General features: G+C 60.6%; 13 protein-coding genes. 7 read left to right on the top strand and 6 right to left on the bottom strand.

Annotation, left to right across the window (positions count from 1 at the left end; all coding sequences use genetic code 11):
* Positions 1-217: 217 nt before the first annotated feature.
* On the top strand, positions 218-694 hold the full coding sequence (locus ACFQ6H_RS25080; RefSeq protein WP_378649274.1) for a hypothetical protein: 477 nt from the start codon (positions 218-220) through the stop codon (positions 692-694).
* Positions 695-707: 13 nt separating this feature from the next.
* Here ACFQ6H_RS25080 and ACFQ6H_RS25075 read toward each other — a convergent pair whose 3' ends face one another.
* Positions 708-1,943 (bottom strand): hypothetical protein, encoded by a 1,236-nt coding sequence (locus tag ACFQ6H_RS25075; protein WP_378649272.1) that lies wholly within the window; start codon positions 1,941-1,943, stop codon positions 708-710.
* Positions 1,944-2,631: 688 nt separating this feature from the next.
* On the opposite strand from ACFQ6H_RS25075, the gene ACFQ6H_RS25070 reads away from it, so the two are divergent.
* From ACFQ6H_RS25070 to ACFQ6H_RS25060, 3 genes are all read left to right on the top strand, one after another.
* Positions 2,632-3,336 carry a TetR/AcrR family transcriptional regulator gene (locus ACFQ6H_RS25070; RefSeq protein ID WP_378649270.1) on the top strand — a complete coding sequence of 235 codons (705 nt, stop codon included), beginning with the start codon at positions 2,632-2,634 and terminating at the stop codon, positions 3,334-3,336.
* A complete protein-coding gene (locus ACFQ6H_RS25065; protein WP_378649268.1) occupies positions 3,333-4,070 on the top strand; it encodes an SDR family oxidoreductase in 738 nt (245 codons plus the stop codon). Before ACFQ6H_RS25070 ends, ACFQ6H_RS25065 begins: the two co-directional genes overlap by 4 nt.
* A gap of 82 nt (positions 4,071-4,152) precedes the next feature.
* Complete coding sequence (locus ACFQ6H_RS25060; RefSeq protein ID WP_378649266.1) at positions 4,153-5,460, top strand: serine hydrolase domain-containing protein; 1,308 nt, start codon at positions 4,153-4,155, stop codon at positions 5,458-5,460.
* Positions 5,461-5,479: 19 nt separating this feature from the next.
* On the opposite strand, the gene ACFQ6H_RS25055 is transcribed toward ACFQ6H_RS25060, so the two are convergent.
* The 3 genes from ACFQ6H_RS25055 to ACFQ6H_RS25045 form a co-directional block, all read right to left on the bottom strand.
* Positions 5,480-6,316, bottom strand: a complete 837-nt coding sequence (locus ACFQ6H_RS25055) for a DUF1206 domain-containing protein (protein WP_378628345.1) — start codon at positions 6,314-6,316, stop codon at positions 5,480-5,482.
* 61 nt (positions 6,317-6,377) lie between these two features.
* The gene (locus tag ACFQ6H_RS25050) at positions 6,378-6,794 is read right to left on the bottom strand and encodes a hypothetical protein (RefSeq protein WP_378447400.1); all 417 of its coding nucleotides are present in this window, start codon (positions 6,792-6,794) and stop codon (positions 6,378-6,380) included.
* Between the two features lie 57 nt (positions 6,795-6,851).
* Positions 6,852-7,823 carry a serine/threonine dehydratase gene (locus ACFQ6H_RS25045; RefSeq protein ID WP_378542045.1) on the bottom strand — a complete coding sequence of 324 codons (972 nt, stop codon included), beginning with the start codon at positions 7,821-7,823 and terminating at the stop codon, positions 6,852-6,854.
* 167 nt (positions 7,824-7,990) lie between these two features.
* On the opposite strand from ACFQ6H_RS25045, the gene ACFQ6H_RS25040 reads away from it, so the two are divergent.
* The 3 genes from ACFQ6H_RS25040 to ACFQ6H_RS25030 all read left to right on the top strand — a co-directional run bounded on the left by ACFQ6H_RS25040 (position 7,991) and on the right by ACFQ6H_RS25030 (position 10,606).
* Complete coding sequence (locus ACFQ6H_RS25040; RefSeq protein ID WP_378542043.1) at positions 7,991-8,629, top strand: NAD(P)-dependent oxidoreductase; 639 nt, start codon at positions 7,991-7,993, stop codon at positions 8,627-8,629.
* A gap of 32 nt (positions 8,630-8,661) precedes the next feature.
* Positions 8,662-9,579, top strand: a complete 918-nt coding sequence (locus ACFQ6H_RS25035; protein ID WP_378649264.1) for a nuclear transport factor 2 family protein — start codon at positions 8,662-8,664, stop codon at positions 9,577-9,579.
* 100 nt (positions 9,580-9,679) lie between these two features.
* Positions 9,680-10,606 (top strand): hypothetical protein, encoded by a 927-nt coding sequence (locus ACFQ6H_RS25030; protein ID WP_378649262.1) that lies wholly within the window; start codon positions 9,680-9,682, stop codon positions 10,604-10,606.
* Positions 10,607-10,623: 17 nt separating this feature from the next.
* Here ACFQ6H_RS25030 and ACFQ6H_RS25025 read toward each other — a convergent pair whose 3' ends face one another.
* Together ACFQ6H_RS25025 and ACFQ6H_RS25020 are read right to left on the bottom strand one after the other, a co-directional pair.
* A complete protein-coding gene (locus tag ACFQ6H_RS25025) occupies positions 10,624-11,790 on the bottom strand; it encodes an alkane 1-monooxygenase (RefSeq protein ID WP_378542037.1) in 1,167 nt (388 codons plus the stop codon).
* Between the two features lie 419 nt (positions 11,791-12,209).
* Positions 12,210-13,193, bottom strand: coding sequence for an ABC transporter substrate-binding protein (locus ACFQ6H_RS25020; protein ID WP_378649260.1), 984 nt, complete (start codon positions 13,191-13,193; stop codon positions 12,210-12,212).
* Positions 13,194-13,240: the final 47 nt, after the last annotated feature.

Genomic DNA, 13,240 nt, shown 5'->3' with positions numbered 1-13,240 from the left:
GCATCGACCCCGACCAGAAACCCCGCCGCTCCACCACACGACTCTGAACCCGGAGGTCACCGAGCAAACGCCTCGGTGACCCATTCCGGCGTGCTTCGATAGCCGAAAAGGCGGCGCGGCATTCGCTATTGCTAGCGTTGAGGATGTGTTTGCACAGGGACCCAACGCGCTGACGGTAAACGGCCAACCGACGCTTCAACACATAGATTTCACTGTTTTGGATTCTTTTCGATTTCCCGACCGGCAGGGCTTCCCCGATTCCTATCGCGCATTCATCCGCCACGCAGGGTGGGCGCGGACCTTCGGACTCTGGCTCATCTATCCGCCCGTCCTTCCCGGATTTGCCGACGGCTGGCAAGGGCGCGCCCGCAACCTCACCGCTCATCTTCATTCCGTCTACCGAGAAGGACGGGATGACGAGTTCGATTGGATGATCGAACCCGACGGCAATTGGTCACTCCCTGACTCGTTGCAGGTTTTCGGATGGAGCGAAAACGGCGATGCACTGCTGTGGGACACAGCATCCCGCGGCGCTGACGGAGAGTTTCCGGTTTGGGAATCGCGCTCGTTCAACTCCCTCCACCGTCTCGGCGGGAGCTTCCACGAAGCCTTACCCTCCATTCGCACCCGGACTCTGGGTCTGTTCGAACCTCGCACCTTCGACATCGAGCCACTCCAGCCCACCTCGCTCTGATCTACGCGTCCGGTCATTGATCGACGGTGAAGTCCCGGGAGATGCTCAGAGGTGCACCGCGCTCAGTTTCGACGTCGACAGTGACGGTGTAGGTGCCAGGATCGTAGATAAGGGTGTTGGTACCGAAGGCTCCGCCCCCTTGGCAGATGTTGAATCCGGTGTCGTCGTAACGAGCGATTTCTGTTCCCTCACTGTTGGTAATTCGCGCGTGACCTCTGCAGTATCCGAGGTCACTGCCTTCTGGTCGGTTCAGCTTCCAGTGGTAATTGACGTCCACGTAGAAACGACCGTTGTTCTTGTGAACGTCCGAGATCTCGTAATGATCTGGCCCACGGGTGAATCCGAATCCGTTTGGGGTGATCTTCGTGATCAGTTCGAGAGTGGCGCCAGTATTGTTCGGCGACGGCGCAGTCGAGGTCGCGCGGACAGGTCCCCTACTTTCCAGGGTGTATTCGAGGTGATTGTCACCATTGAATTCGCCGGCGATTCCCGTGATATTGGCCATCAACTGACTCGGGAGCGCGGTGAACAGGGACGTGACGACACTCATCTTGTGCAGAATCCGACCTTGACTGTCGCCTACTGCGCCTGTCGCCCCGGCAAGTCCACATTGAGCGAGATCGCCGAGCGCCTTGGTGAATTCGCCGACGTTGGCCTTACTCGGGTCAGTCAAACTCTCGTATACCGTCACCAAACAGTCGTAGGCAGATTTGGTCGTCTGAAATGCATCGACCAGTTCGTCTCCTTGGATCCCGTACATGTCGAGACCGGTAAGAATCGTCTCCAATTGTAGTGCGGCGGCATCGACATCGAGGCGGACGACCCCTGTGGTCGTGCCGGCAGGTAACACTAGTGTGCCATTGCCTTTCGGGGTCAACAGTCCCGAATTCCCGCCACTTAAACTGGATCGAAGCAATACCGCAAGTTGATCAGTCCCTTGCAACGGTCCTTGATTCACGAATTGGCCGGGCGGTTGGGATTTGACTTCGTAATATTGTGCGGAATTCGTGGCAAGATCGACGGCGATCCCTTCCTCGGCAGCGCGGAGGCAAGCAGCAACTACCCCCGATTTAGAGGCAGTGAGCGTGTATTGCCTGCCTGTAAGGTCGAGTTCGCTTTTCTCAGAGCATAATTCATCGGATCCTCCTTCGCTCGCCGCCCATACCTTGGTGAAAGAGTCGGTGAGCACTTGCCCGACGTCGGTAAGAAGGACTTGGAAACTGCTGAGGTGAGTGGTTGTAGTCGTCACGGATTTCGACACCGCGTTCCATTCGGCAGGAAGCAGGTCACTACTGACAGGATCATCGGAGTTGACCGCGACGATCGGTCGAACGGAATCGCTGATCTGTCGGACAATCTCGGGTTGTCCAGACAAGTCGAAGGTCAACGTGATCGGCTTCTCGGGCTGTAGTCCATCTCCGAGAGTGAGCTGCGCCAGGGTTGTCGAGACCAACTCTGCCGGAAAGACTTTACGGTTCGTCCCGACGCCACTCGAGAGCGTGAGCGTGGTCCCGATATCCGCCACTCCCGCGGGCGCTGTTGCAGTGACACCGAGCTGACCGATCTTCCCACTGACCGATACACCGTCCTCGCCAACTTCAGCCTCGACGGGTCCATCACTTACCGAGGCCTCGACAGTTGTAGTCACGGGCGCCGCTGTTGTCACGGGAGTGTCGGACGAACTACACGAGAGCAGAGGGAAGCACAGCATCGCCAACACGAAGACCATGACTGACCGAACCGAAGGGATTTTCACCGGCAGAACCTCCTGAATTTTCGCTCCTGAGCAGGGACAGGCCACCGACAGGGCGAACTCAGAGAGTTTTAACACGACTTGGGACTAGGTATCTGTAGTCCATCCAACGGACACCGACACAACAAAGAGCCTCTTCGATTTCTGGTAGCGATGATCACATAATTCTGTTAGCGTTGTTTACATGAGCTCGAAAGCAAAGATTCTGGCCGCAGCGACCGAGCTGCTCAACACCTCCCCCAACGGCGACATATCCACCCGCGCCGTGTGCGAGATGGCCGGCGTCGGCGCCCCCGCGCTCTACCGCCAGTTCGGCGACAAGGACGGACTGCTCGCAGCCGTCGTCGAGGCAGGTTTCTTCGAATATCTCGAAGGCAAACGCGCTGCGACACCTTCCGATGACCCCGTTGCCGATCTACGGGCCGGCTGGGATGCACATACAGCCTTCGCGCTCGCGCATCCCGCTCACTACCGGCTGATGCACTCACCCTCCGCCCAGAGCGCAGACACTGCCTTGCAGGCTCAGGCGCTACTTCGATCGGTTCTCGAACGATGCGCTGCCGCAGGCGTTCTGACCGTATCGGTCGACGTGGCTACGCAGATGGTGATGTCCGCCAATGCGGGCGTCGCGCTGATGCTCGTCGTAAGGCCGGAACAGTACCCTGATCCGACGCTGTCACAGCGAGTTCGCGACGGAATCTTCGCGTCCATCATCGATGAATCCGGCGCCCACACGGACGCCTCACTCAACAGAGTTGCATCCACTCTCGACGCCCAACTGGCCGCCACAGATTCAACTTCCCTCTCCACCAACGAAGTCGGTCTGATGCGAGAGTGGCTCCGCAAGCTGTCCGATGCACCCGAAACTACTTCAGGAGTTACATCATGAGTGACACCACTACCCGCGTCGCCATCGTCACCGGAGCTTCCGGCGGCATCGGACGAGCGACTGCAGAGAAGCTCGCCGTCGACGGAATGGCTGTCGCCGTGCACTATTCAGGAAACCGTCAACGCGCCCAGGAAACAGTCGACACCATCGTCGCAGCGGGCGGTCGCGCCATCGCGGTGCATGCCGACGTCGCCGACGAAGGTGAAGTCGCCACACTGTTCGATACGGTAGAGAAGGAGTTCGGAGGCATCGACGTCGTCGTTCACGCAGCCGGAATCATGATCCTCTCCACCGTTGCCGAACTGAACTTCGACGATTTCGATCGGATGCATCGGACCAACGTCCGAGGAACCTTCGTGGTCGACCAGCAGGCAGCCAGACGTGTCCGGCGCGGCGGTGCGATCATCAATTTCTCTACTTCGGTGAAAAAGCTGGCATTCCCGACCTATGCCGCGTACGCCGCCACCAAAGGTGCTGTCGACGCGATCACCCTCGTTCTCGCGAAAGAGCTACGCGGACGTGACATCACGGTCAACGCGGTAGCCCCTGGTCCCACAGCCACCGATCTGTTCTTGGACGGGAAAGACGAAGCTACAGTGGAGAATCTGTCCAAGCTGGCCCCCCTGGAGCGGCTCGGCACCCCGGTGGATATCGCGGAGGCTGTCGCGTTCCTCTCCGGCCCAGCTCGTTGGGTCAACGGCCAGGTCATCTACGTCAACGGCGGCGTGATCTAGCGACACTGCCCCCTAAGGACCACACCTTGCCAATTCCGACAAAACAGTCAAACCAGTCGACTTTGGTTGTAATGTGCAAACAATGGAAAACCAGGATCGAGGGTCCGCCCGGACGTCACGGCGACAATTCATCAGCGTTGCAGGGCTTGCGGCAACCGCCGTCATAACCTTCGCAACCTCGTCGACCGCCGGCGCCGCCGGCCCCACCGCGCCCAATCCAGGTTCACGGGTCGGCGATCCTGCAGAAGCCCAAGCGGTACAGCGCGTCGCAGAGACACTGTTGAACAGTGGAGTTCCCGGTCTTGCCTTCGCCATCGTCAAACCGGATGAGAAGAACCGCAAGGCTGGTGTCACGACGACGTACCACTACGGATATGCCGACGTCGAAAACGGCGTGAGAGTCACTCCGCGAACGCAATTCGAGATCGCCTCGGAGACCAAGACCTTCACCGCTGCACTACTTGCGAAACTGATCGCTCGGGGAGAAGTCGGATTGGACGACCTGGCGAGCAAGTATTCGGATGGCAACCCGCTGCCGAAAGGCAGCGGTGGTGAGGAGATCACGCTTCGCCAACTGGTCACCCACCGCTCCGGTCTCAGCGACGACCCACCCAATCTTTCGGCAGGGTGTGCCGATCCCACACAATCGTGCACGGACGAGAAGGCGAAGTACACCAGAAATATGCTCTGGGACGGACTCCAAGACGCCGGCGCCTTGGAGTTCTCCCCCGGTAGCCACTGGATATACTCGGACTTCGGGTTCGGACTGCTCGGCACACTCATGGCAGACAAAATCATTCCGGGACAGGAGAAGCCGCCTTTCGCGGCGGCAGTCGCCCGCGAAATCACCGACCCGCTCGGGATGATGGGTACCGTGATCGAGTCCAAGGCAACCGACCTGGCCGTTCCGTACTACCTCGACGGCACAAGAGCGCCTCTGTGGAACAACACGGGTGCGATCGCAGGCGGGGGTGGCCTGGTCAGCACCGCTGAGGACATGTCGATTTGGGCCGCAACAACTCTCGGCTATGGCAACAACCCACTCAAACCGTTACTGACCTCCATGCTCGATCAGATCGCCACCCAGGCTCCGGAGAATCCGGCCTTCGGAATGGGAATGGCGTGGCAGCTCCAACCCCCGACGCCGAACTTCCCACAACGGTTCGCCAAGAAGAACGGTGGCAGCACGGGTTCCAACTGCATCACCCTGTTGGTCCCCGACAGTGGCTGGTCGATCACGATTCTGGCGAACGGTGGAAACGCGGCGATGATCGACCCTGCAGCAGAGAACCTGATGCATGATCTGGTTCCGAGACGACCGCTATTCGGTAGCTCGACCGGAAGTTCGTCGGGCAGCGACGTCGGCTTCCAGACCGGGTCATTCGGATAGACCCACTTACCTACGGGCGCTACATCTTCGTCGAGCGCGCCATCACGAAGCAGTAGAGCCCGTAGGTGATGATGCCCAATCCGGCAAGGATCAGCAGGGCGACTCCGTACGGTTGCGCACCCAGCGTCTTGAACGCTCCGTCGAGGCCGGAGGCCTTTCCTGGTTCGGAGTTGTTGACCGCGAGCAGAACCAGAATGCCGACCGCGGCGATGGCCAAGCCCTTGGCGACGTACCCGACGGTTCCGAGTCGGCGCACGAAGGCGCTGGGTGTGCCTTTCAGATCATCCAGGAAGTTCTGACTCGCGCCCTTGTACACGTGGTAAAGACCAACAGCGATGATGACGATCCCGCCGAGCACCAATGCGATAGTTCCAAGCGTGTTCTCCATCAGACGTGCCGTGATTCCCGCACTCTGACCACTGCTCGACTTACCGCTACCGCGCGCGAATCCGAATGCAGTGAACGCAAAACCGAAATAGACGAGCGAGATGCCCAAAGCTTTGGCGCGATCGAAGAACTCCTTCTTCTTGTCGTCCGAGGACGGCGACGACGAGCTTCCCAGCGCCGCCTCGGCCAATCTCCACAACGCCATGGCAAGGAAGGCGACGACGCCGAACCACAGGGCGAAGACGCCCCCTGGCTTTCCTGCCAACTCGGCCATCGCACCCGATTGGTCCGCAGACCCGGATCCACCGAGAGCAACGCGGATCGCGATATATCCGATCAGCAGGTGAACGACACCGCTGACGATGAATCCGGCACGGGCAAAGCGCTCGAAGACGTTGTTCTGTGCGACGTCAGCGGCCGTCGACGCGACGCTTTTCTGGTTCTGCGGTGACGATTCTTTGTTCATCATGATCGACGAACCATATACGGACCGACGCTTCCCTCGAACGCGTGCATGAAAGGTTTCGAGGTCAAGGGTTGCGAGGGTTCTGATCCGGCGCCGATCGCGGTTCTTCGGGGTTGGGGACCTTCGGGTTGGGAACCTTCGGGTCGATCGTGTCTGCGTGATCTCTTTGCTGGTTCAGTTCCTCGCGAGAACTCGTCGCCTCTTTCCGGTGCTGCGCTGCATGGTGTTGCAGCGCAGACGCTTCCGCCGCTTTGGCGTCCGCCTCCGCTTTCACCATGCGCGCCTTGGCTGCCGTCTCTTCTGCCCGCGCCTCGCGCTCGCCGACTTGCAGCGACTTGTCTGCGACGTCTTCGCGGATCTGTTCTGCCTCGATGTGTCGACGCTCGTCACGTCTGTTTCGCGCCACCCACAGGAGTGCGGCCACGATCGCTATCACCACGACCACGGCAACAATTATCCAGATAATGCTGCTGGTACTCATACTGCGAGAGGTACCCACCTGCGACTTTCTCACACGCAGGCAAACAAATACGCCGAATTACAGGTCGGTCGGATGTGTGTTGGCTCCGCATAAAACCACGCACAGTTCACCGCCGGACGGCTGCGTGACCGTTCCGTTCAGAACCGGAACCAATGCTGCTGCGGTTCCCAACTCCACCAGAATCCGGAACTCTCGCCACAGGAATGCCCGAGCCTGCCGGATCGAATCATCGTCGACCACAACACTGTCTACCGAACTCTCATGCAGTGTCTCCCAGGCGATGGCGCCAATGCGTGTGGCCCCCAATGAATCCCCCGCGATGCTGTTCACTTCGATGTCGACCGGGCGACCCGCATCGAGCGAGGTATGCAAGGTGGCGGCTCCGGTCGGCTCGACGGCTACTACTTGATCTTCGGGACGTGCCGCCGCGGCGATTCCAGAGACCAAACCACCACCGCCGACTGCAATGCAATACGTGATCGGTCCGGACGCCTCGTCTTCGATCTCGAGAGCGATGGTGCCGGCCCCACTGACGATGTCGGGCAGGTCGTAGGCGTGCAGTTCGAGCGCGCCGCTCGCGCGTGCGATCTCCGCCGCAGCGGCAGCAGCGAGTGCGTAGCGATCGCCTACCTTGTGAACGGTGGCGCCCAACTCCCCGAGCGCCTTCACCTTTGCGTCGGGCGCGGTCTCCGGCACCACCACTGTGCATGTGAGTCCTCGTCGCCGCGCCGCCCACGCGGCTCCGATCGCAGCATTGCCACCGGACGCGATCACCACGCCGGCATCGGGCATGGTGCCGTTGGCTACAGCTCGTTCCACTGCATTGAGACTGCCGCGCACTTTGAAGGAACCGCCGTGCTGGAGGTACTCGAGCTTGAACAGAACCGGTACCTCGCCGTGTGGCGTCGGCAGTGCAGTTCGAAAGATCGGGGTACGCCGCGCCAACCCTGCGATACGAGTCCGTGCGGCTTCGACGTCCGAGCGCTCGATTGCCAGCGGACCTGCGTTGTTGTCGGCGGTGAGAGTCATGCACCAACCCTACGGTTCGCAACGTCGACACGAAGCAGTCGGTCCACCGTGATCAAGATGTCTGTTTTTCACCAAATACTGCCCGCATCTGACCGAGACATCGGCCTTCCAGGTGAATAAATTTACTACTACAAGCACAACGACGACATCAAGGAAAGGCACACGCCATGTCGAAGATCGCAGTATTCGGTGGAAACGGTTTTGCAGGAAGTGCAATCGCGAAGGAAGCCACTTCACGCGGCCACGAGGTGACCGTCGTCGCCCGCAGTGCGCAGTCCGGAACCGAGGCGAATGTCGTACAGGGTTCCGTTCACGACAACACGATCGTGGAGCAGGTCACGGCGGACAACGACGTCGTTGTCGTAGCCATCCCCGCCCGCGAGATCGACGGCAAGCGCCTGCTCGACGCCGTCACTCCCCTCGCAGATGCCGCCGCACGCAACGATGCTCGCATTGCCGTAGTCGGTGGCGCCGGCAGCTTGTTGGTCGCCGAGGGCGGGCCACGCGTCGTCGACACCCCCGACTTCCCGGATGCATACAAGGGTGAGGCGCTCGCTCACGCCGAGGTCCTCGATGCGCTCCGCGCGACTGACAGCAATGTCGACTGGTTCTATGTGAGCCCGGCCGCAGCATTCGGCGCCCACGCCGGCGTCGCTCCGAAGGGATCCTTCCAGGTGGGTGGCGACGTTCTCCTGACGGACGCCGAAGGCAATTCCGCTATCGCGGGCGAAGATTACGCACACGCTTTTGTCGACGAGATCGAGACTCCGGCTCACCGTCGCCAGCGTTTCACCGTCGCACACTGAGCATGGGCAACCTCCGCAGGCGCGCAGCCTGGATGACTGTCCCCGCTGCCGCCGCCCTCCTGCTCACCGCTTGCTCCAACGACACGGAATCCGCAACCCCCAGCAGTTCTATGACGTCCGCAAATGTTGTTGCCGGACAAGGCGATCAACTCGAATCCAACAAGACCATCGTCACGGATTTCTACGAACTGGCGTTCAACGGCCGTCAGGTTCAGCAGGCCGCCGACCGGTACATCGGCGACGTCTACATCCAGCACAACCCCACCGCCGCCGATGGGGCAGCCGGATTTGTCAGCGGCATAGGCGGTTACGTCGAGGCCACACCCGGGTTGCATGCCGAGATCACTCGCGTTTTCGCCGAGGGTGATCTTGTTGCCCTCCAGTCGCACACCACTTCTGCGCCCGGCGACCGCGGCCAGGCCGTGTTCGACATCTTCCGCGTCGACAACGGCAAGATCGTCGAACACTGGGATGCCATTCAAGACGTGCCGGAAACGTCCGCGAATCCGAACACGATGTTCGACGGGCCAACCTCTTCGCCGTCCAAGACGTCAGAAGTATTGGAACGCAATACTGCCAACGCCCTGACCTTCCTACAGCTCGCCTTCAACGAGGGCAAAGCCGCCGAGGCTGCCGACCAGCTGGTCGGCCCGAGCTACACGCAGCACAACCCCGCGTTCGCAGACGGTAAGGATGCGTTTGTCACGGCACTGGCCGGGGTCGAACCTGTTACCGGAGACAAGGCCACCAAGTTTCCGCGAACGGTAGCCGAGGGAGACTTCGTCTTCGTCCAGACCTTCGCTTCGTCCGGTGAAGGAACGGCTGGCAGCGGCTCGATGGATATCTTCCGCTTCGACGAGAACGGCAAGATCGTCGAGCATTGGGACGCCGTCCAGGACTACCCGTCGACGACTGCAAGCGGCAACACCGTGTGGGACGACGGTCGCTGAGGCCTCGCAACACAAGCCAATGGAGCATAGGCACGATGGCGGGAGCTGATTCCCGCCATCGTGCCGTCTGCGCAGCCACATTCGACGGTACCGTTCACCCATGCCCCTGCGACGTTCGATCGCAATCGCGCTCCTGCTGTGCGTTTCCAGCGGATGCGCACATGCCCGCGAGCCGGCGATCGCACGACCTCATGCCGAAATAGGCGAATCCGCAGTCTGCAATCTCCCTGACGAAGGTCGGTTTCTGGGTATCGAACCGCCGCCTGCGATCGCACAAGCGCATTGGTTTCGCAGCGGAACGGTGCCACCGGATTTCGAGCCCGCAGCGGCAGTCACCTGCGACGAATCGTTCGGCCCCTCGATCACCGCGAATCTCACGACCAACTTCTACGAGCACCGGTGGGAGGGAGATTTCACCGCTGCCGTCGCGAAGCTCAATGCACCGTCAGAGGGTCGACGTCGGGATCAGGGCAGTTGCCCGGTAGCGAGCACGGCACCGCTCGCGGATTTGTGGTTGATCGACGCACGGGGACGTATCGTCCGCCCGTCGTATCCGGTCGACGAATGTGGCTTCCAACAGCTGGGAGGACTGGTCGAGGTCGAGAAGCTCGACGAAGTCAGGCGGACCGAGCACATCGTTTCGCTTACCTCAGATGTGGTCCTCCAACGGATCGGGTGCGGCACGATTCGGTTGACGCCCACGATCGGTGAACAACATCTGGTCGCCGAGCGCTACTGGGTGAGCGACGGCATCTGTCGGTACACCGCAGCCGCAGGCGGCGAAGTCGTCTTCGCGGGCGCGACACAACTGAGTGAGAGCTTCGGCGAATCGTTCGAGCACCTACGCCGGGCGGACGCATGCTCGGAAGTCGCTCGAACCACTGTCGGCACCACCCTGACGCGTGCAGAGCCGGGCTATACCGAACCGATTCCGGTACTCATCGAAGTAGACGGTTGCCAACGAATCTTGGTCCAGGGACACGTGCTATTGCAGGCGTCGCCCCAGATCATTGCGCGCGTGGCCTAGCCGACTGCAATTGCGAATCAGCCGACGTTGATCCGTTCTGTATCGCCGTCGTAGTAGTCCAACAATCTCTGATCCATCACCCGGCGCCACAGCGGCGGTATCCACGCGATCACGATCATCACCGCATAACCGGCCGGAAGTTGCGGGGCTTCGGCTGCGCTGCGCAAGCTTTGGTACCGCAGCTTCGGGTTGGCGTGGTGGTCGCTGTGTCGCTGCAACTGATAGAGGAACAGATTGCTCACCACGTGATCGCTGTTCCAACTGTCAGCCGGGCTGCAGCGCACATACGAGCCGTCGGCACGCTTGCCACGCAGCAGACCGTAATGCTCGAGGTAGTTCGCGGCTTCGAGGAAGGTGAATCCGGCGAATGCCTGCAGCAGCAGCCAGGGTGCTACCTCCCAACCGAAGATGCCGATCAGCGTCGCGAAGAGGACAACACTCATCGCCCAGGCGTTGAGGACGTTGTTTTCGAAACTCCAGGTTCGCTTGCCTTTCCGCTGGAGTCGAGCGCTCTCGATACGCCAGGCAGAACGCAGGCCGCCGACCACACTTCGTGGCAAGAACCTCCAAAAGCTCTCACCGAACCGCGAGCTGGCCGGGTCCTGCGGAGTAGCTACACGCACATGGTGGCCGAAGTTGTGTTCGACGTAGAAGTGCCCGTACAGGGACTGTGCAAGCGCCACTTTCGCGAGCCACTGCTCGACCTTCTCGCTCTTGTGGCCAAGTTCGTGTGCTGCGTTGATACCCACGCCGGCGACGACGCCCACCGTGAACGACATCGCGATCTTCTCCGCGATTCCCATCGGAGCGTTGATCCAGCACCAGCAGGCAAAGACCAGACCGGCATATTGCAAGGGGAGGAACGCGTAAGTGCACCAGCGGTAGTAGCGGTCCTTCTGCAGTCCGGGGATCGCATCGTCCGGCGGACTCTCGCCGTCTTCACCGGCCAGCATGTCGATGATCGGGATGACAATGACCAGCAACCACGCGCCGGTCGCCCAGAACAATCCGAGACGCAGGTTGTCGACGAGAAACCAGGAGATGAACGGGCTGAGCGGGATGAGCAATCCGAGCGGCCACAGGTACCTCTTGCGATCGCGCCAGCGCGGCTTTTCGGCGGACGACGAGACTGTGTTCTGGACAGCGTTCGGTTCGGTGCGCCGTGCGTCAGAAGTCGCTGTCATTCGCCGATCTCGCCTTTCGTCCCCTCGAACGGTTCGCCCCACGCACCGTTCACGCTCAGCAAACCAGAACTAATGTCCGGACGGGTATGGTCCCGAAATCCAGAGCGCCCTGCACGAAACATGGCGAGAGCACGCGCATTCAATGAAAACTCCCCGCACATCACTGTTCACCCCGACAGTGGATACGGACAAAATACCCCATCGATCTGCGGGGATGGCGACCACCTCCGCACGTCGCCGAGGATCGGAGATCCCTGCCAAGGCAAGGTCGAACCGCGTCGCCCTCGTAGAAGTAACGGTAACCAGCAGTGACAGAAATCATAAGCAGAGGACAGGATTTCCGCTCGTAGTGGCGACCAAAAAGACTGCGCGCCCTCAACTGGTCAGTTGCGGGCGCGCAGTCAAAAGGTGAGCAAGCGTCAGAGCCTTGCGAACACCTTCGTTGTCACTTCGTTCAGCCAACCGTTCGCGGTCACGAAATCGGTGACGCTCGACTGCAATCCGAAAACATGCCCGGCCTGCGCCGCCGGCAGCCTTGTGAAGAGGTTGTCGTCGAGGACCGCCTGAACCGCCGCACTGGTCGATCCGTCCGCATTCAGCGGATACAGCACGACCGTCACGCCATTCATGATGTCGGCCAACTGCTCCATCGGATAGGACTCGTATCCGGCGTCGGTGTAATTGGTCGGTACACCAGGCCCGTACGCCAACCCGAGTTCGTTGACGACCAAATTGCCGATCGCACCGGTGGGTTGCTGGACCGAGAATGTGCCGGGTGCGTCTCCGAGAGAGATGTGAATCCACTTGTTGTTCGCGATCACGTCGGCGTACTCGCCACGGACACGTTCGAGATTCTCTTCGTAGGCAGTCCGCGTCGACTCGAGCACGTCGGTCTTACCAATTGCCTCAGCGAGCTCGGCGGTGATCGTTTTCCAGTCGCCTCGGCTCTCTCCCTTGACGATGACGGTGGGTGCAATGCCGGACAGACGGTCGAACGCCGCTTGGTCCACCTCGTCGGCGTCGCCGACAATGACGTCGGGATCTGCCGCAGCGATCGCTTCGAAGTTCATTTCCCCGAAAGGCCCGATGGTCGGGAGCCCGTCGACGAAGGCCTGTTGCTCCGGCGTGAATTCACTGATCCACTTGCCGTAGTCCTGCACAGCAGCTGGTTTCACTCCGAGGGACATGAGCTGCCAGGGAGTGTCGTACGACGCGGCGACGACGCGCTCGGGTGAAACCGGAACCTCGATGTCCCCGTACGCCGACGCGACGGTCCGGACGTCCGTCTGCTCGGAATCGGCCGACGACGAGGAACAGCCGGTCATCACCGTCGCACCAACGACGGCCGCTGCCGCCGCTGCGATGACTCTGGAACCGACAGAAAATGATCGAATTGCGCGCACGCAGAACTCCTACAGGGTGATTGTTTAGCCAACCCTAAGTTGATTCT

The organism is Rhodococcus sp. NPDC056506 (assembly GCF_042794945.1).
Classification (GTDB): domain Bacteria; phylum Actinomycetota; class Actinomycetes; order Mycobacteriales; family Mycobacteriaceae; genus Rhodococcus_F.
The sequence above is the reverse complement of the archived record's forward strand: the minus strand, read 5'-3'. Positions and strand labels throughout refer to the sequence as shown.